21 protein-coding genes, 1 tRNA gene, 1 other RNA gene and 1 riboswitch are annotated in these 25238 nt (G+C 62.8%); of the genes, 15 read left to right on the forward strand and 8 right to left on the reverse strand.

Annotated features, from left to right (window positions below):
• A partial coding sequence (locus tag BLU67_RS02330) for a transposase (RefSeq protein WP_176780665.1) occupies nucleotides 1–307 on the forward strand: 307 nt, incomplete at its 5' end.
• 613 nt (nucleotides 308–920) lie between these two features.
• Here BLU67_RS02330 and BLU67_RS12010 read toward each other — a convergent pair.
• Nucleotides 921–1298 carry a hypothetical protein gene (locus BLU67_RS12010; RefSeq protein WP_143027310.1) on the reverse strand — a complete coding sequence of 126 codons (378 nt, stop codon included), beginning with the start codon at nucleotides 1296–1298 and terminating at the stop codon, nucleotides 921–923.
• 3440 nt (nucleotides 1299–4738) lie between these two features.
• On the opposite strand from BLU67_RS12010, the gene BLU67_RS02340 reads away from it, so the two are divergent.
• The 4 genes from BLU67_RS02340 (at nucleotide 4739) to BLU67_RS02355 (ending at nucleotide 8115) form a co-directional block, all read left to right on the forward strand.
• Nucleotides 4739–5713 (forward strand): peptidoglycan-binding domain-containing protein, encoded by a 975-nt coding sequence (locus BLU67_RS02340; protein ID WP_176780666.1) that lies wholly within the window; start codon nucleotides 4739–4741, stop codon nucleotides 5711–5713.
• Nucleotides 5714–5736: 23 nt separating this feature from the next.
• A complete protein-coding gene (locus BLU67_RS02345; protein WP_261977002.1) occupies nucleotides 5737–6357 on the forward strand; it encodes an ABC transporter ATP-binding protein in 621 nt (206 codons plus the stop codon).
• Nucleotides 6354–7445: an ABC transporter permease gene (locus tag BLU67_RS02350; RefSeq protein WP_092561632.1), complete on the forward strand. Its 1092-nt coding sequence runs from the start codon at nucleotides 6354–6356 to the stop codon at nucleotides 7443–7445. The genes BLU67_RS02345 and BLU67_RS02350 overlap by 4 nt, the downstream gene beginning before the upstream one ends.
• Nucleotides 7446–7569: 124 nt before the next feature.
• Nucleotides 7570–8115, forward strand: coding sequence for a YceI family protein (locus tag BLU67_RS02355; protein ID WP_092561634.1), 546 nt, complete (start codon nucleotides 7570–7572; stop codon nucleotides 8113–8115).
• 76 nt (nucleotides 8116–8191) lie between these two features.
• On the opposite strand, the gene BLU67_RS02360 is transcribed toward BLU67_RS02355, so the two are convergent.
• The 5 genes from BLU67_RS02360 to BLU67_RS02380 form a co-directional block, all read right to left on the reverse strand.
• The gene (locus BLU67_RS02360) at nucleotides 8192–8581 is read right to left on the reverse strand and encodes an RNA-binding S4 domain-containing protein (protein WP_250506744.1); all 390 of its coding nucleotides are present in this window, start codon (nucleotides 8579–8581) and stop codon (nucleotides 8192–8194) included.
• 23 nt (nucleotides 8582–8604) lie between these two features.
• Nucleotides 8605–8925, reverse strand: a complete 321-nt coding sequence (locus tag BLU67_RS02365; RefSeq protein ID WP_222842341.1) for a YqfO family protein — start codon at nucleotides 8923–8925, stop codon at nucleotides 8605–8607.
• Nucleotides 8922–9878, reverse strand: coding sequence for a glutathione S-transferase family protein (locus tag BLU67_RS02370; protein WP_092561638.1), 957 nt, complete (start codon nucleotides 9876–9878; stop codon nucleotides 8922–8924). Before BLU67_RS02370 ends, BLU67_RS02365 begins: the two co-directional genes overlap by 4 nt.
• A 107-nt stretch (nucleotides 9879–9985) precedes the next feature.
• Nucleotides 9986–11620 (reverse strand): sodium:solute symporter family protein, encoded by a 1635-nt coding sequence (locus BLU67_RS02375; protein WP_092561640.1) that lies wholly within the window; start codon nucleotides 11618–11620, stop codon nucleotides 9986–9988.
• Nucleotides 11617–12120, reverse strand: coding sequence for an OsmC family protein (locus BLU67_RS02380; protein ID WP_092561642.1), 504 nt, complete (start codon nucleotides 12118–12120; stop codon nucleotides 11617–11619). Before BLU67_RS02380 ends, BLU67_RS02375 begins: the two co-directional genes overlap by 4 nt.
• 149 nt (nucleotides 12121–12269) lie before the next feature.
• Nucleotides 12270–12363: riboswitch (SAM riboswitch) on the reverse strand.
• A 71-nt stretch (nucleotides 12364–12434) separates the two neighbouring features.
• Between BLU67_RS02380 and BLU67_RS02385 the strand changes: the two genes are divergently transcribed.
• Nucleotides 12435–13082: an NUDIX hydrolase gene (locus BLU67_RS02385; RefSeq protein ID WP_092561644.1), complete on the forward strand. Its 648-nt coding sequence runs from the start codon at nucleotides 12435–12437 to the stop codon at nucleotides 13080–13082.
• A 99-nt stretch (nucleotides 13083–13181) separates the two neighbouring features.
• Here the strand turns inward: BLU67_RS02385 and BLU67_RS02390 are convergent.
• A tRNA-Ser gene (locus tag BLU67_RS02390) sits at nucleotides 13182–13269 on the reverse strand.
• Between the two features lie 116 nt (nucleotides 13270–13385).
• Here BLU67_RS02390 and ffs point away from each other — a divergent pair.
• From ffs to BLU67_RS02415, 5 genes are all read left to right on the forward strand, one after another.
• An RNA gene (gene ffs / locus BLU67_RS02395) (signal recognition particle sRNA small type) lies at nucleotides 13386–13480 on the forward strand.
• A 57-nt stretch (nucleotides 13481–13537) separates the two neighbouring features.
• Nucleotides 13538–15823: a DNA polymerase III subunit gamma and tau gene (locus BLU67_RS02400; RefSeq protein ID WP_092561646.1), complete on the forward strand. Its 2286-nt coding sequence runs from the start codon at nucleotides 13538–13540 to the stop codon at nucleotides 15821–15823.
• On the forward strand, nucleotides 15823–16422 hold the full coding sequence (gene recR / locus BLU67_RS02405; protein WP_176780667.1) for a recombination mediator RecR: 600 nt from the start codon (nucleotides 15823–15825) through the stop codon (nucleotides 16420–16422). The genes BLU67_RS02400 and recR overlap by 1 nt, the downstream gene beginning before the upstream one ends.
• Before the next feature lie 82 nt (nucleotides 16423–16504).
• Nucleotides 16505–17767: an aspartate kinase gene (locus BLU67_RS02410; protein WP_092561648.1), complete on the forward strand. Its 1263-nt coding sequence runs from the start codon at nucleotides 16505–16507 to the stop codon at nucleotides 17765–17767.
• On the forward strand, nucleotides 17764–18804 hold the full coding sequence (locus BLU67_RS02415) for an aspartate-semialdehyde dehydrogenase (protein WP_092561651.1): 1041 nt from the start codon (nucleotides 17764–17766) through the stop codon (nucleotides 18802–18804). The genes BLU67_RS02410 and BLU67_RS02415 overlap by 4 nt, the downstream gene beginning before the upstream one ends.
• 132 nt (nucleotides 18805–18936) lie before the next feature.
• Here BLU67_RS02415 and BLU67_RS02420 read toward each other — a convergent pair whose 3' ends face one another.
• The gene (locus BLU67_RS02420) at nucleotides 18937–19557 is read right to left on the reverse strand and encodes a biotin transporter BioY (protein ID WP_092561653.1); all 621 of its coding nucleotides are present in this window, start codon (nucleotides 19555–19557) and stop codon (nucleotides 18937–18939) included.
• 234 nt (nucleotides 19558–19791) lie between these two features.
• Between BLU67_RS02420 and BLU67_RS02425 the strand changes: the two genes are divergently transcribed.
• From BLU67_RS02425 to BLU67_RS02440, 4 genes are all read left to right on the forward strand, one after another.
• Nucleotides 19792–21435, forward strand: coding sequence for a peptide ABC transporter substrate-binding protein (locus BLU67_RS02425; protein WP_092561655.1), 1644 nt, complete (start codon nucleotides 19792–19794; stop codon nucleotides 21433–21435).
• 68 nt (nucleotides 21436–21503) lie between these two features.
• Nucleotides 21504–22430 carry an ABC transporter permease gene (locus BLU67_RS02430; protein WP_092561657.1) on the forward strand — a complete coding sequence of 309 codons (927 nt, stop codon included), beginning with the start codon at nucleotides 21504–21506 and terminating at the stop codon, nucleotides 22428–22430.
• Nucleotides 22423–23511: an ABC transporter permease gene (locus BLU67_RS02435; RefSeq protein WP_261977003.1), complete on the forward strand. Its 1089-nt coding sequence runs from the start codon at nucleotides 22423–22425 to the stop codon at nucleotides 23509–23511. Before BLU67_RS02430 ends, BLU67_RS02435 begins: the two co-directional genes overlap by 8 nt.
• Nucleotides 23508–25202, forward strand: coding sequence for a dipeptide ABC transporter ATP-binding protein (locus tag BLU67_RS02440; RefSeq protein WP_092561659.1), 1695 nt, complete (start codon nucleotides 23508–23510; stop codon nucleotides 25200–25202). Before BLU67_RS02435 ends, BLU67_RS02440 begins: the two co-directional genes overlap by 4 nt.
• The last annotated feature ends 36 nt before the right edge of the window (nucleotides 25203–25238 follow it).

Consider the following 25238-nt stretch of genomic DNA (forward strand, 5'->3'; position numbering starts at 1 on the left):
CCCGCCGATGCTCCGCAAGGTCATCTACACGACGAACTCCATCGAGTCGTTGAACTATCAACTACGGAAGGTGACGAAGAATCGGGGCCATTTCCCGTCAACGGACGCGGCCGTCAAACTCCTGTGGTTGGCGATCTGCAATATCGAGGACAAGCGAGCGATCGAGCGAGACAAAGAACGAGGCAAACCCCGCGAGCAACGCAAAGCACACGGCCGGCTCGTCGAGGGCCAAATCGTCACGAACTGGAAACAAGCACTCGCCCAACTCGCAGCCGCCTACCCAGACCGTATCAACCCCTACTTGTAACCAATCAACTTACACAAAAAACTTGACAGGCCCGGTCAGAGCGATCGCCTCTAAAGCAGGCGAGCATGCGCGGAGTGGGAAAACGACGCGAGCATTCACCATATGACGTGACCGGGCGATGGCACTACCTGCACGCAGGATTGTGGACTAGAACCTCGCCTCGACCTTTGCTCTCCGCCGGACAGATCCCATGCAACGACACCCAATTGTAGGCAGACGTTTAAGGGCCTCCACGGGTAAGGGACTATAGCATCAACTCTGCGATCCAGCCCAGGACCGGCCACTACGAACGCTTACAAACGATTCAGTTGGCACGCCAATCATCACGTAGCGTCCAGGCGAGGGAATTATGCCCAGTGCGGCAATGGTGCTGAGGAGACCGTTATTGCCAGGCTTTCGTTCGACAGTGGCCCCGCTGTCACAAATTCGCGAATGGGTGGGCACGGGCGGGTGTCTCCGCAAACGGAGATCGCGGGGTCCGCGTAACCTGTAGTGGATTGCTGGCCCTTCACCCGTGACAGCGGCCACGTTCATCATCCCATGGGGGTCGGCTAACCCAACCGGCCTTGATCGGATCGGTAGGAGCGAACATTGCGACAGTACAGAATCACCACTATTTGAAGTCGCAAACTACAGCATCAGTGAATTCTCCGAGATCCATTCGTTCTTTTCCTTCCTTTTGAAAGGATTCTGTTGGAACAACGGCGATCTCGATCTGAGAACTATCGTTCAATGAGGGGCGGTTTGAACACGCGGCGATGATTGTGAACCGACTATCATGCAGATTATCAGCGGTGTAACTGGGTGGTTTGGCGAAGCGTGGGGAGGCATCCTGAACTATAAGTAAGACCTCATCGGATGATATGGTGCTTCCGACTTCCCCAAGACTTTTGCCTAGGAGGGATTCGGCCGTACGGTCTGTTCCCGATTCGCTGCTGCAGCCGGTAAAGCACAATACGGCTGCAAGAGCCATGGCGACTCGTGTTGTCAAGATTTCTCCTAATTGGCCAAGATCCGTGGAAAGCTATCGCCGAAGTGTCAGTCCGGCGGAGACCCAGAACTGTCCAGCGCAGGGTCTCCGCCGGTAGGTTCATCCAATCAATTTGCAGTAGATGGACCCTGTTGGGTTGAACGCGTACAGATATCCGCTCCGCTTTGGGGGGATAGGAGCGCCATCGAGACGGCCTCGTGTTTCGATTTGGTATCTGAATCTCGTTCCGATGGGATTTGCGATCCAGGCTTCGCCTGCTCGCATGACCGGTGAGGTGCATGATTGAGAGGTCGTCACGGATGATGCTGAACTGATAGAGAGGGATGATGCAACTTACCAGCGGGTTACTCCGGTCGTGAGTTGAATTGTCCGTGTAACGGTCTTGCCGCTCTGGATCGTACAGGTTCCGCCGGTCGTTCCGACTTGGCAGCGTCCGATTTCTTTGGCGGTGTCAATGAAATTGGGGGTGCTGGTCTTGTTGACAACATGTCTTGTCAAGATGAGCCCGTTAGTTGCGGGTGAGATATCGACGGTGGCTGACGCCACCGCAGTCCCTCCGAGGGCGAAGAATGTGAGGGCAAGCAGTGTGGCTCGAAGTGATCTGAGCTTTGACATAGTTCCTCCATTTAAGTGTGGCTCGTGCCACATCCGGGTTAGTTGAAACTACACTACTGCGAGTCTGATCGTAAGTATTTCGAGTGATCCTCTACATAGATTGCTGTTCTATCCAACTTGTAAAGTGGGGAAAGCAGTATTTGATTAGTCGAAGATAGCGAGTTTTCCTGCATGGCGTTAAGGGGTTGTTGGGTGGCGGGCGGTCCTCATCAGGCCCTCTGGCTGTGCTCGGTTGCGGCTTTGAGCACCGGGAACTGCCTCGTGCGTGGATTCCGTTGTCTTTCAGCATCTAGGCCGTAAGCCGGGTGCCCTCCAGTTCCTGTTCTAACGATTGGATCCATCGCCTAGCAGCTGAATATTCTCCATTCTCTCGGCTCGTGACACCCGCGACCTGTCGGGTGCCAATGCGTGCCGGGTGACGCCCACCGGTAGACCACAGGCCATTGTGGCAGCCCTCCTTTACCAAGGATAGGACCCGGTCGCGAATCTGATGTGTGTACTCATGAGGCATAGTTGCCTCCTGCGAGGTCGTCTCAGATTCACACAATTGAAGAGAATGACACCCAGGACGGTTCAGTTCTTCCTATCTCAAGCGAACGAACTGCCGCCAACCTCACGGATGGGTACAGCTAGGTTGGCATCCAGTGGTGCCCGTCGGTCTGTGTCTCCATTGCCTTGCATTGCCAGAAAACGGGTGCCCACATCCGCGTCGGTCACGTCCAGGGTCAGCGCCGCGGACGAGCGCGAGCCGCAGGGAAGCATCAACGTAGCCATCGCCAGATCGTGGTCAGTGCGCAGGCGGCCAACAGGCAGGCAACCTCCCGCGGGGGTGAACGCCTGCGGCAATCGGCGTGGGGCGGAACCGCAGCGATGAGCGTGACTTGGATCGACGCCGGTTTTGCGCGAGCAGACCCGAGTGTGCCCCGGGCGCAGCCCATGTCTAGGGCCTTCCCCGGGGGATCGGGATGACCGCGGCCCGGTCCCGAATCTCCTGGTACTCCAACAGCCCGACCATTGAAGCTAGCTACAAGTAGATCGAGGCCGGGAACAATAGTCGGTCAGTGGGTCTGCCTTGCAGATTCACTGCGTTCAGCCCCGGGCGGACCCGGATCTGCTCGGTACGGTAGGCAATCCGAAACGCTAGGATGCCATCCACACTCAGCCCGTCCAGGCCCCGGCCACTGGCCTCCAACCATCGGCAGAATGTGGCCGTGCCGCACCCGTAGGTGCGGATCGTTCGCAGGGAGTAGTTCCGGTCAACTAGGTGCCTCGGCAGTCGTTCGGATTCTTCACCAGCCCGGGCTTGCCGCCATCCAACCGCCACGAACAGAACGAACGCCCCGAGCTGATTGCCATGAGTGTGGGCCAGGTCGAAGACCATTGCCAGGCTTAGCTATTCCTGCACGTCAGCAGACTGGTGTCATCACCAACCAGCGCTTGTCTCGGTGTGAAGGACTCCGGGGGAGTCGTGCTCAAGCCAATCGATGAAGACCTACGCCTGCTCATTGATAAGAGTGGTGCGCTCATTGGTTTGCATCTGAACTGTGACCAGCCAGAACTCTGATCGGCTACCAAACCGACCGAGTAAAGGGGAGTGGTCGCTGCAGAGCTCGGTGGTGATCCGTTGACAGCTAGTAGTTTCACGCTGCTGTTAGACGACCCGCTCGATCTCGGCACTTTGCGCGGCCCGATTCACCTGAGTCTTCTCACCGCCCGAGCCCGGGATCTCCACGAATAGAAGGACGTCTGAGGTATACCCAACCTCTCGCAAATCCAACTGATCGGGTAGTCTCCCTTATGCGCCTAGAGCAGGGCTGACTTCTCCTTCAGACTTGATCCCAGGTAAAAGAATTAGCGAGTTCTTGGAAAATCATTCGCCATCCGCGGCCTGCCGATTTTCTCTTCCAGCCAAGTCGACCGCACGTAATCAGATGGCGTCGATTCCGGGATTGGCTCCGGATGACTCTGCAGGTACGGCGTGAACAAGTTCCCTACCAGTCCCTACGTTTGATCAGCAGTTTGTTGGCGACTTCGGTGATCGGTCCCAGTTTTGCGCGACCGACTGAACCACTTCAGCTTTGAACTGCGTGCTGAGTTGTCACCGTGATGTGCCTGCCATGCTACAAGGAGCTAACCAAGAACCTTGATGTAACCAAGCCGTAACCGTTCGATGTATTGACTTCCGGTAGTGGGCGTGTAATCCTTCATACACATGAGTCAATGATGAGAAGGAAACTATGAAGCGAAATCGAATCTCTGCCGCGCTTGCGGCAGCAGCTTTGCTTGCTTCGTCAGTGCTTGTGGTAGGCCCCGCCAATGGTGCAAGTGCGACACGAACCCAAACATGCCCGACCACTGCGGTTGTGACTGCAGAGACTGCGACGCCTAACTCCGCGCTACATACCCACAAATATGTCGCGACGTCGGGCGCCACAATCACCCGCCAGGGCAGCGGAATTAGCTTCAGGTCAGGTTCCGGATACTACAAAGCAACGGTAACAATGAAGACGAACACGGTTGAATCGTTCAGCAAAGTGTCGACTTCTTGTTTTCACATCGGCTGAAGCAAGTAGCGGTAAGTACTCGGAAGAACCGGGGTGGAGTACACTCCACCCCGGTTCTGAGTATTCTCCGTTAAGAATGCGTGGATTGTAATGGCCTCCAGGCATGGGTTTTCTAGATCCGCTGTGATCGTAGGCGCATCACTAGTCGTGCTTGCTCTCGTCTTTGCAAGCGGGTGGTGGGCAGCATCAGTAACCTTCGGATCGCGTTCGGTCAAGGAAGAACCAGGCGAGACAGTCACGGCTGAAGCTCGCGAAGGAACAGTGGGTCGAGTTTTCAATTTCGGTCTAACCATCCAGATTCCGACGGCTGCCGTGACAACGAACTCGCTCACCGGCGTTGTTACCCGAGTAGGTGAGGGCGAAGCAAAGCAAGGTGGTGTCTTGTACGTTGTTGGAGATCAGCCCGTCGTAGCCGTTGTGTCTGCTGCCCCGTTTTATCGTGACCTCGCCGAAGGTGTTAAGGGCGCCGATGTCACAGCTCTGCAGGAGATGCTCAAGCAGCAAGGAACACTGAGCTCTGAACCTGACGGGACTTTCGGCCAATCGACTTCTGCGGCATTGAAGGATCTTCAGAAGAAGCTGGGTGCACCCGCCAGCGGGATCGCGCCCCTTGGATCGCTCGTGGCTTTCTCTGAGCTTCCCACGCCCATCACTTTCAAAGACGGGTTCCGTCCCGGCGTTGCCGTGAGCAGCGGAGACGAGATTGTGTCTGCAGCAGTGGGAGATCGGGAATTCTTCGTTGATGTTTCCAGTGCTCAAAGCGAGTTTGTCCCGGTAGGGGCCCGCGTGACTTTTTCTTACGGTGGGGAGACGTTCACCGGCGTGATCTCCGCGACTGAGCGAGCTAGCGAGATGGATTCGATCCGGGCGCGGCTCTCTGGCATCGATGGCGGCAGCGTGTGCGACTCTCGCTGCGATGTCCTTCCTGCTGCCCCCCAAACATCGCTGCTCGCCGAGGTGCGCCCAGAAGAGCCTGTCACTGGGATTGTGGTTCCGGCAGCAGCAGTTCAATCCACTCCGAGCGGAACGACGTTCGTCACCATCTCCGATGGCGAGCGACGAGATGTCACGGTCACAGGTTCGGGCCAGGGACTGGTCGTTGTCGACGGACTACGAGCGGGCGAGCAGGTGCAGCTTGCACAGGGCGCGACGCCTGCACCCGGAGGTACGCCAAGTCAGGATCCCAGCCAGCCGGTTGAAGGTGACACCCCTACCGATGAGACCAGCGCGGGTTAAAGGCCATGTTGGCGATTACGGACGTGGCATTTTCGTACCCGCACTCAAAGGAAGTGCTGTATAACGGTCTCTCCCACACCTTCACACCTGGTGCGGTTTCCTCGGTCACCGGTCCTTCAGGCTGTGGGAAATCGACACTGCTCTACATCCTTGGTTTGATGCTGCGGCCTAGCCAGGGGCATGTGTTCCTGAACGAAATTGCCCTTTCGGCAGCGCCTAATCTAGCGCGGGCTCGTGCACGCGCTACAAGTTTCGGATTTGTTTTCCAGGATTCAGCGCTCGACCCAACCCGCAGCATCCTTGACGCAGTCATCGAGCCCGCGCTCTACGCGGGGTGGAGTCGGGCGGATGCAGCTGTTAGAGCGCGCGAGCTTATGGATCTCACGCAAGTGAACTATCGAGCGAGCCACAAACCGGGACAAATCTCGGGAGGCCAGGCTCAGCGGGTGGCACTGGCCCGTGCGCTCGTTAATGATCCCCAGGTTGTGCTCGCCGACGAGCCAACGGGAAACCTCGACAAAGCTAATGCTGAAATTGTCCTCGATATCTTTCATCAGCAAGCGGCGCTCGGCAGGACCATCATTGTCGTCACGCACGACCCGTTCGTGGTGGCGAATTCTGATGAGATCTTGGAGCTTATATGAAGCTCAAAGAGCTAGTTCGTGAAACAGCTGTTGCGGCATGGGCTCTCAAGGTCTCCTCGGCCGCGATTGCGCTCGTCGCTGCGATCGTGTGTCTAGCTTCCCTGTTGACCGTTGGTCGTGCCGCTGCCGCTGATGCAAAGCTCGAACAACGGTTGGAAGAGGCTGGCTCACGAGCATTTTCCGTTGTCGATGTCCAGAACATGAAGTTCTTGAATTCCGACGTGGTCGCGGCGATTAACTCGTTATCGATAGTCGAACGAGCTTACGGGTTCTCTATCGCCCAAGATGCGGTCAATACCGCCATCGGACCCGGCGGGACCCAGGCTCCGGCCCGGGTTGTGGTTGGTGACCTCACCGAGATCGTTGAACTTAAGGAGGGTCGCTGGCCCCAACCTGGCGAGGCCATCGTCGATGCCATAGCCCAGCGGACTCTTGGACTCGCGGAGCCATTTGGTGCTGTCACTCTCGTAACGTCGAATGCCCAAGCGCCGGTTGTCGGACGGTATGAGGCGAAGGTTGTTCTCGACGGGGTGGAGTCAGTTCTCATCAGTGGAGACTCCGGCAAACCGAGCCAGGTCGTGCAGGCAATTGTGGCCGACTATCGAGATGTGGATCGCGCAATGCGTGCGACCAACTCAATTATCTCTGCCGGAGATCCCAATCTAGTGCGTATCCAATCGCCCATCTCGATCACTGAGCTAGCGGAATCTGTTGCCGGAGATCTTGCCGGGTATTCGACGTCCATTCTCTATGGAGTGCTCGGTGTCGGGGCGATCATCTGTGTGCTCGTAGTCTTTTCCGATGCCCTGTCGCGCCGCTCCGACCTTGGCCGTCGGATGGCTCTCGGGGCTAGTCGCGGCGTCATAATGGGCTACACCATCGGTCGAACCGTGCTACCAGCCCTCGTGGGGATTGTCCTCGGATGCGTCGCGGGATTAGCAACGACGACGTGGCTGGGACATACCGCTCCACTGAGCTTCACACTCGGCGTTGCGATCCTGACCCTTATGGTGACGACCGCCTCCGCACTACCGGGAGCCCTGTGGGCGGCTCACCAAGATCCGGTTGCCGTCCTGCGGATTCCATAGTTGCGAGGATCACATCCCGGATTAGTCCAAATTTGAATTACCCGGTTGACAAGGGAAGAAGACGGCAGTAGCTTCATTGGTGAAACGTCAACTACATCGTTTGTCTGACTGAAGGAGACAGCACATGACCACTCTGAAGGACCTCACCGGTACCTGGACCATCGACCCGAGCCACACCGAGGTCGGGTTCGTCGCTCGCCACGCCATGGTGACCAAGGTTCGCGGCAGCTTCACCGATGTCACGGGAACGGCGAACTTCGACAACGGTGTGGACAGCGGCCAGGTCGACGTCACCATCAAGGCCGAGTCGGTCGATACCCGTAGCGCTGACCGCGATGCGCACCTGCGCTCCGAGGACTTCTTTGAGGTCGAGAAGTACCCGAGCATCACCTTCAAGTCCACCGACGTCAAGGCCGTCGATGAGGACACCCTGCAGGTGACCGGCGACCTCACCATCAAGGACGTCACCATGCCCGTGACCATCGACTTCGATTTCCAGGGCGTCGTTACCGACCCGTGGGGCAACGAGCGCGCGGGCCTGGAAGGCTCCGTCGTCGTGAACCGCAAGGACTTCGGTCTGCAGTGGAACGCTGCCCTCGAGGCCGGCGGCGTTCTCGTCTCCGAAAAGGTGACCCTCCAGTTCGAGGTGTCCGCAACCAAGAACGCCTAAGCGTTCCTCCTGCCGCGACTTACGCGGCCCGATGCCCCACAGCGCTGCCCCCCTTGGCTGTGGGGCGTTGGCGTATCTAGCGGGGGTCGCGGCCCATGAGGCGGTCGAGTGCTCGGCGTTCCTTTTTCGTGGGACGCCCAGCGCCGCGGTCCCGAAAGACCGGCATCGGTGCAACGAGCGGGGTGGGGCGCGGCGGCGAATGATCGATGTAGCACGTTGCGGCGACGGGTGCGCCGACCCGCTTCTTTAGCAGCCCCGTTACTTCAAGGATCCGATCAAAGCCCTGGAAGCGGTAGCGCACCTCGTCCCCGACGCGTACGGGGGTGGCGGGCTTGGCGCGCTCGTCGTTGACGCGAACGTGCCCGGCGCGGCACGCCTGCGCCGCAGCCGAGCGCGTCTTTAGTTGCCGTACCGACCACAGCCAGACGTCGACTCGAACACTTCCCTCGGTTATCGGACTTGTCATGCCCACCATCGTGTCATGACGCGCTAGAGATCCTCGATGGTCAGCGCTTCGTAGCAGTGATAGGCAACCTTTTCGTAGGGGTGTGCCTCGATCATTGCCGCGACGGCGGCTTTGGCTCGATCACGCGGGCAGACCGCCTCGATCCGAACTTCCTCGACGACTTCGAGCGAGCCGAGCGTCCCAATCGTCGGGCTAGCCCCACTTTCGGGTCGAAACCGGCCCTGGCCGCGTGCGGAGAAACTGCACGCGCTGTAATTGCCGACGTGTCCGGCGCCCGCGCCCGCCAGAGCATCCCGGATGCGGTCCGCATGCTCCACGGGCGCGAACACCACGATGACGATCACGAGAGTTGGTCGCGGCCGCTGGGCTCATCCAGCCAGGACATGTCGGGGCCCTTGGGCACGATCTGCGTCGGGTTCACGTTGGTGTGCACGACGTAGTAGTGTTCCTTGATCTGGTCGATATTCATCGTATCCCCGAATCCGGGCGTCTGCCACAGGTCCTTGAGATAGGCGGACAGGACGGGGAAGGAGGAGATCGTCTGCCGGTTGCACTTAAAGTGGCCGAAATAGACGGGGTCGAAGCGCACGAGCGTCGGATAGAGGCGAATATCTGCCAGGGTGATCGAATCGCCAACCAGATAGCGTCGGTCCGCGAGCAGTTCCTCGAGCCAGTCGAGGGTAGCGAAGACGCGATCGTAGGCATCCTCATAAGCGCTTTGCGACGTGGCGAAGCCGGCCTGGTAGACGCCATTGTTGAGATCCGGGTAGACGCGTTCGTTGATCTTTTCGATCTCCTCGCGCAGGTCCTCCGGGTAGAGCTCGGGGGCGTCGGGCTTGGCACACTCGCCCCACTGCGTCGCCAGGTCCTTGGAGAGCTGATCGAAGTCGTTTGTCACGACGGCCGTCGTCGGAATGTCGACCATGGCCGGCACCGTGATACCGAGCGGATAGTCGGGAACCCGATTGAAGTAGGCCTCCTGCAGGCGCTCGATGCCAAGGACCGGATCCTGGCCGCCCGGATCGAGGTCGAAGGTCCAGGAGCGCTCGTCGTGGGTTGGTCCCGCGAGCCCGAGCGAGATGGCGTCCTGCAAGCCCATGAGCTCGCGGACAAGAATGGTGCGGTGTGCCCACGGGCAGGCGCGTGCGGCGGCAAGGTGATAGCGGCCGGCCTCCACCGGCCAGGTCACGTCACCCACCTTCTCGCCCGCCGGTTCGCCCGCGGGTGCATCCGCAACGATCCGATCCGTGATGTAGCGGGTGTCGCGGTCAAAGGTGCCGCTGGTGTCATCGCTCATGATGTCTCCTCACGTACTGCGGTGATCCCTACCGTAGGCCGATGGCCGCGACATCCGCGAGGTGAGCGATGCGGAGACGACGAGTCTGCCGCCCCCGCATCGCCGAGCTAGGAGGCGGCGACCGCCCCAGCCTCCTGGAACTCGCGCTTCGCGGGAGTTTCCGCGGTGCGCAGCAACCGGGTAGCGGCCGCCGTCGCAAGGGCGAGTGCGCTGAATGCGGCAAGTCCCAGCAGGCCGCGTTCGTGGAGCCACCCGAATGCGAGCGCAGTGGTAGCGGCGATGCTGAGCGCCGCGAAGCCGAGGATCCCTCCCGAGCGTCGCAGTGCGTGATCGCGCGTCACCGCGAGGACTGTTCGCTGCTCGGTGAGCGTGACCGCCAGCAGGATGAGGAGGTTCGTCCCCATTCCGATCCACACGGGATGGACTCCGAGGTGAAACGTCGCCGGCTGCCAACCACCGAGCTGGTACCAGGCGAGACCCGCGCCGAACCCGCCCGCCATTGCGGAAAGAGCTGCTCGGCGGGTGGCGAGTGGCCAGAACAGCACCCCGATGATGGGGGCGAGCGTAGCGCCATTGCGCAACGTCCACGCGAGCACGTTCCACCAGGCCGATTCGCTCGTACGCGCAAACGCAAAGGCGATCATCACGACGGTAAGCACGACGAGCGATCGCCGTGTCCACGTCACGAGCTGCTCGGGGCTCGCATCGGGGCGGATCGCGAGTCCGACGTCGCGCCCAAGGCTCGTCGCGCCGGAGAACTGGCACGGTCCACCCCAACCGAGGGCGCACGCCCAGATGCCGAGGAAGAACAAGGCCGCCAGGGGAGCGGGCACCGCGGACGCGACGTATTGGGCGACGCCAATGAGACCGTTGGAGGCGCCCGGCAGCGTCAGGGCTGCCGCGATTCCGATGAGGGTACCGATCACGATGAACGGCACCGCGAGCCACGCGGCCGCGATCAGCCCCTGCCGGCCAGCGGCGGGCGTGCGGCACGATAGCGACATCTGGAACGCCGCCTGCGCGAGCAGCACGTTGACGATGAACGTACCGAACCAGGCGACGATGAGCCCGGTTCCGGCGCTGGACAGGGAGAACAGTTCCGGCCGCTGATCGCTTGCGGCTGCGAGCGCGGGCAGCCCCGGTGTGCCAAGGACCGCGACGGCGCCCACGCCCAGCATGAAGGCGAATGCGACACAGTTCGAGGTCTGGGCGAACGCGACCGAGCGCATGCCGCCGGCCGCGAGATAGGCCAACAGCAGCAGGGCAGTAAAGATGACGGTTAGGTGCACGGGCAGGCCGGTCACGACGTGCAGCGCGGAGGCGAAGGCGATTGCCGTCGCCACGGCCCACATGGGGAACGTGAAGGCTGTAATACCGCCCGCAATGCCGCGCGCGAGTCGGCCGTAACGATCGCCGATGAGCCCGGAGACGGTGACGACGAGGCGCTGTCGCAGCGGGGCGACGAGTAGTAGCGCAATGAGCAGGATCTGCGTGATCTCAGCGACGCCGTACCATAGCGCGGAAACCCCGGTGCGGTAGCTCAACTCGAGGATCGCGATAAACGATGAGCCCGAGAACAGGCCGGTGATGCACACTGCCACGGTCCACGGTGAAAAGGATCGCCCGCCGACAAAGAAGTCCGCAGCGCCGCCAGCTCGGCCCGCGAGAGCACGCGGGCCGAGAATAAGGAAGAGGGTGTACCCGAGCGCGAGTGTCACCGTCCAGATGCCGACGCTGCTCACGCGCTTACCTCAGCGCCGTTGAGCAGCCAGGTGACCTCGGGCGTGCAGCCGGCCTGGTGGAACAGGTTGTAGGCCGGGCAGCGCTTTTCTACCTGGTCAATGAGCTCAGCAAACTCATCAGTCAGCGCGGTGGCCTCAACCCACACCGTCGCTTCGAGCGAGGTGAATGACGGGCTGACGTCAGCAAGCCCGGCAAAGCCGCGACGGTCGAGCTTGGCCGTCGCCGTGTGGCGGATGACGGCGATATCGATGCCGCGCTCGCGGGCTACGAGCTCAATGAGCACTGTCAGGCAGCCCAGGAATCCACCGACGACGTAATCCATCGGGGTGGGGGCGGAATTATCTCCGCCGAGCGCGACGGGCTCGCCCGTCGTAAAGGAAAACGAGCCGACCTCAACATCGGTGCGGAGCGCTCCGGTCCAGGTGCCGCGGGCGCGGATCGACTTGAGTTGCGGGGTGGACGCGATCGCAGGGGTATCAACAGTAGTAGCGGTAGACATGAATAGTCCTCACGGTAGGACACCAACGGCAGGCCGAAGTTGGGCAGAAATCTGCCGTGGCTACGGGATGGGGTGGGGCGTCGTACCCCGAGCAGTGCCGGGGTAACTGCGGTCTCACACCGCGGCGAGCATTCGTGTCATGGACAAAACCTCCATCGCACCTGGCGTTAGCACCGGGGCCGCATGGGCGGCGGGTTGCTGCAGCGTTATCGAGCCAGGACTCTCGGCTGCTCTGGATAGATGTCCCGCCAACCTAACGAGCGCTTGCTCCCATCACCCCCTGCCGTCCGCATGATGGACGCTAGGGTGAGCCTATGAGCTCGACGTTTGCCTGGGAAGAGCGGCTTCGCACCCACCTCGCCTCCGTTCCGAGTGCCGAGCGGCCCCTCGCTGTGACCGACGATGGCCGCAAACTGCGGACGGCCGCAGTCCTTGCCGCCCTCAGCCACGAGGAGGATCCGGTCATCATCATGGTGCGCCGCGCCGCGGCGCTACGATCCCACCCGGGCCAAGTCGCGCTTCCCGGTGGATCCATCGAAGCCGGCGAGAATGCGATTGAAGCGGCGTTGCGCGAAGCCCACGAGGAAGTGGACCTCGCCCCCGAGCGGGTGCGGGTCCTCGGGCATCTCGCGGACCACCGGACCGGTGGCTCGGATTTTGCCGTCACGCCCGTCGTTGGCACGGTGGGGGAGCCGGGCGAGCTTTATGCCAAGGACACCGGCGAGGTCGCGAGTGTCCACCAGCTTCACATCTCCCAGCTCGCCGATCCCGATCATCGTGCGACCGCGACCCTCATGCACGGCTATAAAGGTCCCGCCTTCGTCGTCGATGACCTCTTTATCTGGGGCTTTACCGCTCATCTGCTGGATGGGCTGATCGAGATCGGGGGCTGGGCGCAACCTTGGGACCACGCCAAGCAGCTCGATGTTCCAATGGACTTCTTCCGGCCCGAGGTTCGCTAGGTAGTTTCCTGGAGCTCATGTCCTTGTGAATGCACGAAACCCTGCCGGTAGGCGAGCTACTAGCAGGGCGTGTTTTTCGCATAATCATCGCGAAAAATGTGGCGGAGGATGGGGGATTCGAACCCCCGAGGGCTTGCACCCAACACGCTTTCCAAGCGTGCGCCATAGGCCACTAGGCGAATCCTCCTGGATGGACACATCGATGATGTGCAATCAGTAATATTAGCGGCTTTGTGGGCCAGCGTCGAATCTGGCGCAGCTTTGCCGACGTGACGATGACCGCAACTATCGGTTACAGTAGTCGGTGGCCCCCACGTGACGTTATCTCACCCAACTCCCCCAGGGCAGGAATGCAGCAAGGGTAAGTGAGCTCTGACGGGTGCGTGGGGGTCCTTGCTATCCCCAGGCTGCTTGACCGGGCTGACGATGTCCGTCCTTCGCCCTATGCTTCAAGGGTGAGTACCGCCCTGTATCGCCGCTATCGACCCGAGACCTTTGCTGAAGTGATCGGGCAAGAGCATGTCACCGAACCGCTGACCGCGGCATTGCGGGCTGACCGAATCTCTCACGCCTACTTGTTTTCGGGGCCGCGCGGCTGCGGTAAAACAACGTCGGCGCGAATCTTTGCGCGCTGCCTGAACTGCGCCGAAGGCCCGACGGACACTCCATGCGGGACATGCCCGTCGTGTGTGGATCTCGCCCGCGGCGGCAGCGGTTCGCTAGACGTCGTTGAGATTGACGCGGCCTCCCACAATGGCGTCGATGATGCCCGCGACCTGCGCGAGCGCGCCGCCTTTGCTCCCGCGCGGGATCGGTTCAAAATCTTCATCCTCGATGAGGCCCACATGGTCACGCCGCAGGGGTTTAACGCTCTGCTGAAGATCGTTGAAGAGCCGCCCGCGCATGTGAAGTTCATCTTCGCGACGACCGAGCCGGAAAAGGTCATCGGCACGATTCGCTCGCGCACGCATCACTACCCCTTCCGCCTGGTTCCGCCCGAGCAACTCTCCGCCTACCTCAACCACCTGTGCGAGGCCGAGAGCATCCAGATCGACAAGGGCGTAGTGCCGCTCGTCGTGCGTGCCGGCGGGGGATCGGTGCGTGATTCGCTTTCCGTGCTCGACCAACTCATGGCCGGCGCCATCGACGGCGAGATTGGCTACGAGCGCGCAGCCCAGCTGTTGGGCTACACCTCGGCGGGGCTGCTTGATGATGCCGTCGGCGCAATGTCGGGCATCGATGGCGCGGCACTGTTCCGCGTCGTTGACCACGTCGTCGAATCCGGTCACGATCCCAAGCGTTTTACCGAGGACCTGCTGCAGCGACTCCGCGACCTCGTCGTCCTCGCGATCGCGGGCGATGCGGGACGTGACGCCATCCACGGCGTTCCCGATGATCAGCTCGAACGCATGGCTCACCAGGCGAGCCAACTCGGGGCCCGCCGCGCATCGGTCTCGGCGGATGCGGTGCACGACGCGCTGATCGATATGTCCGGCGCGACATCGCCCAGGCTGCAGCTCGAGCTGTTGTGTGCCCGGCTCATCCTCGCCCAGACGCAGCCCGAGGCTCCCGCAGCTGGGGCCGTACCGGCGCAGGGGAGCGTTCCTGCCGAGCGGATGCCCCGCCCCGCGGACCGGCCCCTGCCGCAGATGCCAAAATTCGGTAGGGCGAGCGGACAGGAGCAGCAGCCTAACGCCCCGCAACGGCCAGAGCCCGCACCCGCTGCGAGCAAGCCCGAGCCGGCGCGCGAGGAGCGAGCGCAGCAGGTGCCCGAGCCCGAGCGCAAGGAGCAGCCAGAGCCCGCGCCGGAGGCACAACGCGAGCCGATGCAGGCACCAGCACCCGAAGCGCAACGCGAACCAAAGCAGGCGCCCGCACCCGCCGAAGCGGAGCGGGGCGCATCGGCCGAGGACGCCGACATGTTGCGCCGGCGCTGGGACGAAGTGCTGGAGGTGCTCAAAGGCATCAGCCGTGTGACGTGGACCCTCGTGCAGGATCACGCTGTCGTCGGTGCCGTCTCGGGCGATAGCGTCCCCGTGCTCTTCCAGATTGACCCGCTGCGGCAACGGTTTGAGAACGGTCCCCATGCCGAGCACCTTGCCGAAGCGATCTTCCAGGCCGTCGGCCTCCGCGTGACCGTGCACGGCGAGCAGGTCGGCGCGAATGATGCCGCACCGGTTACGCCCGCGAAGAAGGAGCCGCAACCGGCACCGGAGCCCTCGCCCTCACCGCAGCCCGCACCGCAGCGGCCCGAGCCCGTCCGGCAGGAGCCCCAGCGGCCTGAGCCCGTCCGGCAGGAGCCCCAGCGGCCTGAGCCCGCGCCCGAGCAGCAGGAGGAACCGGCTACAGGGTACTGGCCGGCGCCGCGCAAGCCTGGTGTGCCAATGCCAGCTGATGCGCCGGCCCCCGCTAAATCCGAAAAACCCGCCCCCGGGGTTCCGATGCCGGGAGTGCCCTTTCCGTCCGATCACGTCGATGAGCGAGGCCGCGAAACGAACACCGCCCAGCCGGAGCTCAAGCGGCCCGATGTCGCCTCCCCGCTGACCGGCTCGGCGACGCCGCAGGCCGAGGCTCATACCGATGGCCCGGAGCCGAGTGAGCCTCCCGACGATGAGGACGAATACGGCGGCGCCAGCGACGATGATCAGGTGGTCGACGATGCCGAGTCCGAACTCAGCGGCGTCCAGCTCTTGAAAGCCGAACTCGGCGGCGTTGTGCTCGAGGAGATTGACGAGACGTAATGGCGATCTATGACGGCGCCCTGCAAGACCTCATCGACGAACTCGGCCAGCTGCCTGGCATCGGCCCGAAGTCCGCTCAGCGCATCGCGTTCTATCTCCTGGCGGCCGACAAGGACCGCGTTGATGCCCTCGCCTCCGCGATCCAGATCGTGAAGGACAAAGTCCACTTCTGCGAAGTCTGCGGCAACGTCGCGGAAGCCGAACTGTGCCGAATCTGCGCCGATCCACGCCGCAGCGATGACATTATCTGCGTCGTCGAAGAACCCAAGGACGTCGCCGCGATCGAGCGCACGCGGGAATTTCGCGGCCGCTACCACGTGCTGGGCGGCGCGATCGATCCCATCAACGGTGTCGGCCCCGGCGACCTACGCATCCAGGACCTTATGACGAGACTCACAACGAGTGACGTCAGCGAGGTCATCATCGCGACCGACCCCAACATCGAGGGCGAGGCCACTGCGGCCTACCTCGCGCGGATGCTGCGCGGCCTCGAGGTGCCAGTCTCCCGCCTTGCCTCGGGCCTGCCCGTGGGGGGCGATCTGGAATACGCCGACGAGGTCACCCTCGGCCGCGCCTTCGAGGGACGCCGACGGCTGTAACTGCCCACATGGTGGTATTCCTGGAAAGTCCTGGCCGCCCGGTGCCTAGCATCGAGCAACACGAGACCCCAGGAAGGTTGCCATGGCGTTAATCGTCCAGAAATTCGGCGGATCCTCGGTCGCTGATGCCGCCGGCTTGGCCCGCGTTGCCGATCGCGTCGCCGCCACAAAGCGGGCTGGCAACGATGTCGTCGTCGTGGTCTCCGCGATGGGCGACTCCACCGACGAGCTCCTCGACCTCGCCGCTGCCATTACGAGCGAGCCACCCGCGCGTGAGATGGACATCCTGCTCACCGCCGGCGAACGCATCTCGATGTCGCTGCTCGCGATGGCGATCAACGCTCGCGGCGTGCCTGCCCGCTCCTACACCGGCCAGCAGGCCGGCGTCCTGACCGATACCGCCTACGGCCGCGCCCAAATCAAGCAGATGGCGCCCGAACGCATCGTGCGCAGCCTCGCCGAGGGCCAGGTCGCCATCGTCGCAGGATTCCAGGGGGTCAACGACGATAACGACGTCACGACCCTGGGCCGCGGCGGCTCCGATACCACCGCTGTAGCGCTGGCGGCAGCCCTGAAGGCCGACGTCTGCGAAATCTACACCGACGTCGACGGCATCTTCACCGCCGACCCCCGCGTCGTGCCCACGGCTCGTCGCATTCCCGTCATCACGACGGAAGAAACCCTCGAACTGGCCGCGCATGGCGCCAAGATCCTGCACCTGCGCGCCGTCGAATTCGCTCGCCGCTACAACGTTCCGCTGCACGTGCGTTCCTCGTTTTCCGACCTGGAAGGCACCTGGGTGCGCAATCCCACCAAGGAGGACCCGATGGAAGATCCGATCATCGCGGGCGTCGCCCATGACGCCTCCCAGGGCAAGATCACCGTTCTCGGCTGCCCCGACCGCCCCGGCGTCGCGGCCCGCATCTTCCACGTGTGTGCCGCCGCCGACGCCAACGTCGACACGATCGTGCAGAACGTCTCCTCGGATTCGGCGCGCACCGATATCTCCTTCACGCTGCCCATGGACCAGGCCAAGTCCACCCTCGCCGCGCTGGAGGCCGCCGAAGACGATCTCGGCTTCACGGGCCTGACCTACACCGAGTCGATCGGCATCCTCTCGCTCGTGGGTGCCGGCATGCGAACCCACACCGGTATCTCGGCCACGCTGTTTGGCGCCCTGTTCGAGGCTGGCGTCAACATCCACATGATCTCCACCTCGGAGATCCGAATCTCCGTCGTGGTCGCCGCCGAGGATCTCCCCGCGGCGCTCAAGGCCGTCCACGCGGCCTTCGACCTCGATGCATCCACCACCGAAGCCGTCGTATATGGAGGAACCGGACGATGAACCTCACCCTTGCCCTAGTCGGCGCGACCGGCCAGGTCGGCGAAGTCATGCGCGATCTGCTTGCCGAGCGCGACTTTCCCGCCACCGCCATTCGCTTCTTCGCCTCCGCCCGCTCGGCGGGTAAGACGCTGAACCACCGCGGATCGGACATCACCGTCGAAGACCTCGCCACGGCCGACCTTTCCGGCATCGACATCGCCCTGTTCTCCGCGGGCGGCGCCACCTCCACCACCTACGCGCCGAAGTTCGCGGCCGCTGGCGCGATCGTCGTCGACAACTCCTCGGCCTGGCGCAAGGACCCCGACGTCCCCCTCGTCGTCGCCGAGGTCAACCCCGCCCACCTTGCCAACCGCCCCAAGGGCATCATCGCGAACCCCAACTGCACGACGATGGCGGCCATGCCCGTACTCAAGGTGCTGCATGACGAAGCCGGCCTGACGCGCCTCATCGTCTCCTCCTACCAGGCCGTCTCCGGATCGGGCCTGGCGGGCGTTGAGGAACTCACCGGCCAGCTGCGCGCAGTTCTCGCGGCCGAGCCCGCCGCGCTCGTCACCGACGGCGCCGCGATCGACCTGCCCGAGCCGCGCGTCTATGTCGCACCCATCGGATGCAACGTCGTGCCGCTTGCTGGCGCGCTTGTCGACGACGGATCGAATGAGACCGACGAGGAGCAAAAGCTCCGCAACGAATCCCGCCGGATCCTGAACATCCCCGAGCTCGCGGTCGCCGGCACGTGCGTGCGAGTGCCGGTCTACACCGGCCACACGCTCACGATCAATGCCGAGTTCGCCGAGCCCATCACGCCGCAGCGCGCAGCCGAATTGCTGGCCGACGCTCCTGGCGTCAGGGTCGTGGACGTTCCCACCCCGCTCGCGGCCGCCGGCACCGACCCCTCGCTCGTCGGGCGGATCCGCCAGGATCAGTCCGTGCCGGACGGGCGCGGCCTTGCCTTCGTGGTGTCAGGAGACAACCTGCGAAAGGGCGCGGCTCTCAACACGATCCAGCTGGCTGAACTCCTTGCCGAGGAGCTGCGCTAGGCCTAGCGCCGCCGCGTCGTGCGGAGAACAAGCCAGATCGCCGCGATCACCGCGAGGAGGATTACGGCCACGAGGGCGATGAAATTCGCAAAGTGCCCCGGAAGCGTCGGCTTCCGGGGCACTCCTCGTTTTCTAGGCGGTGGCGCCGGGGCGCCCGATCGCCTTCCAGGCAAGGGGGAGGATCGCGGCGGCAATCGCCCACTTGATTGCGCCGCCGATCAGGAACGGGGTCACGCCCCACTCCATGAGGAGACCAAAGGTCACGGGCGTGCCCGCTGCCGATAAGACCGCACCCATGTAGGGCACCCCGAACAGGAACGGGATGATCGAGGCGAGTCCGAAGCCTGCGATCGCGAGCAACGGCTTGCGGTCCCACGTGCGCTCGGAGAGGTATCCGATGAGCGCGGCGGCGGGAATGAAGCCCAGGATGAAGCCAAAGCTCGGCGCAAGGACCATCGCGGGACCGGCAGCGCCGCCGGCGAAGACGGGCAGCCCGGCGAGTCCAGCGGCGGCATACCCTGCCATCGCGCCTGCGCCGCGCTTCATCCCCAGCGTCGCGCCGACGAGCAGCACAGCGAGAGTCTGGCCCGTGATCGGCACCGGCCACATGGGCACCTCGACGCGCGCGAGCAGGGCGGTCAGCGTGATCCCGGCGACGATGAGACCGGTCGTGCGGGCAATCCGACCGGCGCGGCTATCAGCGTGCGGGATTGCCACGTCGGCGAGGACTGGAGAATACGTAGTCGTTGACATACTCGTCAGATTAGCGGCCGGCCGGTGAAAGCCCGTTGGCGGTCCATGCCAAAAAACTGCCGCCATTTTCGCGCGTTGCCCACGCGACGGAACGCGCGCTGGTCACAATGTGGTTACAGCTTGGCCGCAAGGTCGTAGCCGAGGGGTGAGTTGAGTTACTCTACCGTCAATCACTAATTGTGTCCGCGCACACGTGTGCGAGCTCCGGACCACAACGAGAAAGGGAGGCCGAACGTGACCTTACGTCGCCACTCCGCCCTCGCCGGTATCGCGGCAGCATCCCTCTTGCTGGCTGCCTGCGGCGGGAACTCCTCTAACGGATCAACCGCTACCCCAACGGGCGGCGGCAACGAAACGAGTGATGGTGGTGCCTCAACCGGCGTCGTCACCGTTAACTCCACCGAGCCGCAGAACCCGCTTATCCCGACCAACACGAACGAAGTTGGCGGCGGTAAGATCATCGACCTCGTCTTCGAGGGCCTCGTCTACTACGACGCCAAGGGCGCTGCGCAAAATGCCGTGGCCGAGGACATCGCCACCGAGGACTCCAAGGTCTTTACCATCAAGCTCAAGGACGGCCTGAAGTTCACCAACGGTGACCCGGTCGACGCCGAGTCCTTCGTCAAAGCTTGGAACTACGGCGCTAAGGCCGAAAACGCCCAGCTCTCCTCCTACTTCTTCGAGCCCATTGAGGGCTTCGCCGAGGACAACAACGAGGACCTCACGGGCCTCGAGGTCGTCGACGCTACGACGTTCAAGGTCACGCTGAAGCAGCCCGAGGCTGACTTCCCGCTGCGCCTGGGCTACTCCGCCTTCTACCCGCTGCCCAAGGCCGCGTTTGACGATATGGAAGCCTTCGGCGAAAACCCGATCGGCAACGGCCCCTACAAGTTCGCCAAGGAAGGCGCTTGGGAGCACAACGTCCAGGTTGAGCTCGTCCCGAACGAGGAATACGACGGCGGCCGCAAGGCCAAGAACGGCGGCGTCACGCTGAAGTTCTACGAAACCCAGGACGCGGCCTACAACGACCTGCTCGCTGACAACCTCGACGTCATCGACGCGATTCCGGAATCGGCTCTCGCCAACTTCGAGTCCGAGCTCGGCGACCGCGCGGTGAACCAGCCCGCCGCGATCTTCCAGTCCTTCACGATCGCCCCCAAGACGGAGCACTTCGAAGGTGAGGAAGGCGAGCTGCGCCGCCAGGCGCTCTCGCACGCGATCAACCGCGAGGAGATCACCGAGAAGATCTTCACCGGCACCCGCACCCCGGCCAAGGACTTCACCTCGCCCGTCATCGACGGCTGGTCCGAGTCCGTGCCCGGCTCTGAGGTCCTCGCCTTCGATGCCGACAAGGCCAAGGAACTGTGGGCCAAGGCCGACGAGATCGCCAAGTGGGATGGCGAATTCACCCTCGCCTACAACGCTGATGGTGGTCACCAGGCCTGGGTCGACGCAGTCGCCAACTCCATCAAGAACACCCTCGGTATCGACGCCGTTGGTAAGCCCTACCCGAAGTTCGCCGAGCTGCGCTCCGACGTCACCGATCGCAAGATTAAGGGCGCCTTCCGCACCGGCTGGCAGGCCGACTACCCCGGCCTGTTCAACTTCCTCGGCCCGCTGTACGGCACCGGTGCCGGCTCCAATGACTCGGACTACAGCTCCGAAGAGTTCGACAACCTGCTGAAGGAAGGCTCGGCCGCCAGCGACGTGGCCGACGCCAACACCTCCTTCCAGAAGGCACAGGAAGTCCTGTTCAAGGATCTCCCGTCCATCCCGCTGTGGTACTCCAACGTCACGGGTGGCTGGGCCACGACCGTGGACAACGTTGAGTTCGGCTGGAACTCTGTGCCGTTGATGTACAACGTCACCAAGAAGTAATCCGTCCAACTTGCGGTGGGAGCGAGGCCAGCCGGCCTCGCTCCCACCCACACGTGTAAGGAGATCGCATGCTCTACTACGTGGGACGTCGACTGCTACAGCTCATCCCCGTCTTCCTTGGGGCCACCCTGCTGATCTACGCGATGGTTTTCGCAATGCCGGGCGACCCGATCCAAGCCCTCGGCGGCGATCGCGGCCTATCGGAATCGGTAGCAGCCCAACTTCGCGCCAAATATCACCTCGACCAGCCGTTCTTTTTGCAGTACCTCAACTACTTAAAGAACATCTTCTTCCTAGACTTTGGCACGACTTTTTCTGGCCGCCCCGTCGGCGAAGTGATTGCCCAGGCCTACCCGGTCACCATCAAACTCGCGCTCATGGCGCTCGTCATCGAAACGGTCTTCGGTGTCGGCTTTGGCCTCATTGCCGGCCTTCGCAAGGGCGGCATCTTCGATGCGACCGTCCTCATGGTTTCGCTGTTCGTCATTGCGGTTCCGACGTTCGTCATCGGTTTCGTCCTGCAGTTTTTCATCGGCGTCAAACTAGGGTGGCTCAAGCCAACCGTCGGCGGTGACCATTCGTTTATGACGCTGCTGATGCCAGCCATCGTGCTCGGCGCCGTGTCGTTTGCCTACGTGCTGCGCCTGACCCGCACCTCCGTCGCGGAAGTGGCCTCGGCCGATCACGTGCGGACGGCCACCGCTAAGGGGCTATCCCGCAAGCGCGTCATGACCGTGCACGTCCTTCGCAACTCCCTCATTCCCGTCGTGACCTTCCTTGGTGCGGACCTGGGTGCACTCATGGGGGGTGCCATCGTGACCGAGGGTATCTTCAATATCCCGGGCGTCGGAGGCACATTGTTCCGAGCAATCCAACAGTCCGAGGCCCCCACCGTCGTGTCGCTGACGACCGTCTTGGTGCTGGTTTATATCGTGGCCAACCTGTTGGTGGACTTGCTCTACGCACTTCTCGATCCGAGGATTCGCTATGCCTGACGAACGAAACATTGATCCGCTGGGTGCCGACGCCATGGGGCAGCGCCCCCAGGACGTCGACGGTCCCGGCCTTGCCGACTCGCAGGCCGAACATGAGGCAGCCGAGGACTTTTTCCCCGAGACGACGCGTCCCGTAGTCCTGGCAGATGCGCCCGTTCAGGAGCGCTTCGTCGCGGAAGAGGACGAAACCGGCCTCGGGGCCGTCGACGCCGTGCAGACGGACGGCGCGCCCTCCTCACTGTGGCGCGAAGCGTGGGATTCGCTCAAGCGACGCCCACTGTTCTGGGTCTCCGCGGTTCTCATCTTCCTCATGATCGCGATCGCCGCTGTTCCGCAGCTCTTTTCCTCAACCGACCCGACGTTCTGCGAGCTCGGAAACTCGCTGGAGCGAGCCCGGCCGGGCCATCCCTTCGGCTTTGACCGCCAGGGCTGCGACATCTACGCGCGGGCAATCTACGGCGCTCGGGCATCGGTGACGGTGGGCGTCCTCGCCACACTCGCCGTGACGATCCTCGGCTCGATAATCGGCGCACTGGCCGGCTTCTACGGCGGTTGGGTCGATACGATCCTGGCGCGCGTGACCGACGTGTTCTTCGCGATCCCGATCGTGCTGGCCGCGATCGTCGTCATGCAGCTGTTTAAGCAGCAGCGCAACGTGTGGACGGTGATCGCCGTTCTCGCAATGTTTGGTTGGCCGCAGATCGCGCGCATCACGCGCGGCGCAGTCATGAGCGTGAAGAACGAAGAGTTCGTCACGGCCTCGACAGCGCTCGGCTCATCGAAGCTCGCGACCTTGGCGCGCCACATCATGCCCAATGCTGCGGCTCCGATTATCGTCACCGCGACCGTTTCCCTGGGTATCTTCATCGTGCTCGAGGCAACGCTGTCCTTCCTAGGGATTGGGCTACCGCCCAGGGTCGTCAGCTGGGGCGCCGACATTTCCAAGGCGCAAGCCTCGCTGCGTACGATGCCGCAGATCCTGTTCTATCCGGCGGGCTTCCTCGCAGCGACTGTCCTTAGCTTCATCATGATGGGCGATGCCGTGCGCGATGCCCTGGATCCGAAGGCGCGGAAACGATGACCACTACTCAGCACACCCCGAAGCGTTCCAGCAGTGAGCCGCTGCTTGAGATGGAAGACCTCAACGTCGCGTTCCGTTCCTCCACGGGCATGGTTCCGGCCGTGCGCGGCGCAAACCTGACGATCTATCCCGGCCAACATGTCGCGATCGTCGGCGAATCCGGCTCGGGTAAATCTACCCTCGCCCACGCCATCATCGACCTGTTGCCAGGAACCGGAAAGGTCACTGGAGGCAAGATTCTGTTCGAGGGCAAGGACATCGTCACGATGAGCCCGAAGCAGATCGTTGGCCTGCGCGGCTCCAATATCGGCCTCGTGCCGCAGGACCCGATGTCCAACCTCAACCCGGTGTGGAAGATCGGATTCCAGGTCAAAGAGGCCCTGCGCGCCAATGGCGTAAAGAAGAAGGACCTCGATGCTCGCGTCATTGAAACCCTCGAACACGCGGGTCTCGATGATGCCGAACGGCGCGCGCGGCAGTACCCGCACGAGTTTTCGGGCGGCATGCGCCAGCGCGCGCTCATCGCGATCGGCCTGGCCAACCGGCCCAAGCTTCTCATCGCCGATGAGCCTACGAGCGCCCTCGATGTGACGGTCCAGCGCCGAATCCTTGACCACCTCGAGCGGCTCACCGCCGAGATGGGCACGGCGGTGCTCTTCATTACGCATGACCTAGGGCTCGCCGCGGAACGCGCCGAACACCTCGTCGTCATGCATCGCGGTCGCGTCGTGGAATCCGGGCCGGCCCTCGAGATCCTGCGATCGCCCCAGCACCCGTACACGAAGCGACTCGTCGCCGCGGCGCCCTCGCTGGCCTCCAAGCGCATCGAGTCCGCCAAGGCGCGCGCTGCGATCCACGAGAAGCAAGACCTTGATGCGGAGGACCTGGACTCCAGCCTGCTGGAAGTCAAGAACCTCACGAAGGTCTTCCAGATTCGCGGCAAGCTGCCCGGACAGGGAACGGACTTCACCGCGGTGGACGACGTCTCCTTCCGGATTCGGCGCGGCACGACGATGGCGCTCGTGGGGGAGTCGGGCTCCGGTAAATCCACCGTCGCTAACATCGTGCTCAACCTGCTCGAACCCACCGAAGGCGAAGTGAACTTCGATGGCACCGTCGTCGGGAAACTGAACCGCTCCCAGCTGTTTAAGTTCCGGCGCCGCGTCCAGCCGATCTTCCAAAACCCGTATGGTTCGCTCGACCCGATGTATTCGATTTACCGCATCATCGAAGAGCCGCTGCGGGTGCACAACGTTGGCAAGAAGTCGGACCGCGCCAAGCGCGTCGCCGACCTGCTTGAGATGGTTGCGCTACCGAAATCAGCGATGCGACGCTACCCGAACGAGCTCTCCGGCGGCCAGCGCCAGCGTGTCGCGATCGCGCGCGCCTTGGCACTGAACCCCGAACTCGTCGTGTGCGACGAGGCCGTCAGCGCCCTCGACGTGCTCGTCCAAGACCAGATCCTGCGGCTGCTGAACGACCTGCAGGCCGAACTCGACCTGTCCTACCTGTTCATCACCCACGACCTCGCCGTCGTGCGCCAGCTCGCCGACGACGTCGCGGTGATGCAGCAGGGCAAGATCGTCGAATACGCCACAACCGACGAGGTCTTCAACAACCCCCAGCAGAACTACACCCGCGAGCTGCTGGCAGCCATCCCAGGCGCCAGCCTCAATATCGGCGCCGCCTAGCAGCGCCCACGCGCCCGCCGCCCCAGCAACCCTGCA

Origin of the sequence: Bowdeniella nasicola (assembly GCF_900107735.1) — a bacterium.
In the GTDB taxonomy this organism is placed as follows: domain Bacteria; phylum Actinomycetota; class Actinomycetes; order Actinomycetales; family Actinomycetaceae; genus Bowdeniella; species Bowdeniella massiliensis.

Coding starts and splice junctions, on each gene's coding strand:
- BLU67_RS02350 (WP_092561632.1), top strand. CDS start 6,354: ATGAAGCTCAAAGAGCTAGTTCGTGAAACAGCTGTTGCGGCATGGGCT.
- BLU67_RS02355 (WP_092561634.1), top strand. CDS start 7,570: ATGACCACTCTGAAGGACCTCACCGGTACCTGGACCATCGACCCGAGC.
- BLU67_RS02360 (WP_250506744.1), bottom strand. CDS start 8,581: ATGACAAGTCCGATAACCGAGGGAAGTGTTCGAGTCGACGTCTGGCTG.
- BLU67_RS02370 (WP_092561638.1), bottom strand. CDS start 9,878: ATGAGCGATGACACCAGCGGCACCTTTGACCGCGACACCCGCTACATC.
- BLU67_RS02380 (WP_092561642.1), bottom strand. CDS start 12,120: ATGTCTACCGCTACTACTGTTGATACCCCTGCGATCGCGTCCACCCCG.
- BLU67_RS02385 (WP_092561644.1), top strand. CDS start 12,435: ATGAGCTCGACGTTTGCCTGGGAAGAGCGGCTTCGCACCCACCTCGCC.
- recR (WP_176780667.1), top strand. CDS start 15,823: ATGGCGATCTATGACGGCGCCCTGCAAGACCTCATCGACGAACTCGGC.
- BLU67_RS02410 (WP_092561648.1), top strand. CDS start 16,505: ATGGCGTTAATCGTCCAGAAATTCGGCGGATCCTCGGTCGCTGATGCC.
- BLU67_RS02415 (WP_092561651.1), top strand. CDS start 17,764: ATGAACCTCACCCTTGCCCTAGTCGGCGCGACCGGCCAGGTCGGCGAA.
- BLU67_RS02420 (WP_092561653.1), bottom strand. CDS start 19,557: ATGTCAACGACTACGTATTCTCCAGTCCTCGCCGACGTGGCAATCCCG.
- BLU67_RS02430 (WP_092561657.1), top strand. CDS start 21,504: ATGCTCTACTACGTGGGACGTCGACTGCTACAGCTCATCCCCGTCTTC.
- BLU67_RS02435 (WP_261977003.1), top strand. CDS start 22,423: ATGCCTGACGAACGAAACATTGATCCGCTGGGTGCCGACGCCATGGGG.
- BLU67_RS02440 (WP_092561659.1), top strand. CDS start 23,508: ATGACCACTACTCAGCACACCCCGAAGCGTTCCAGCAGTGAGCCGCTG.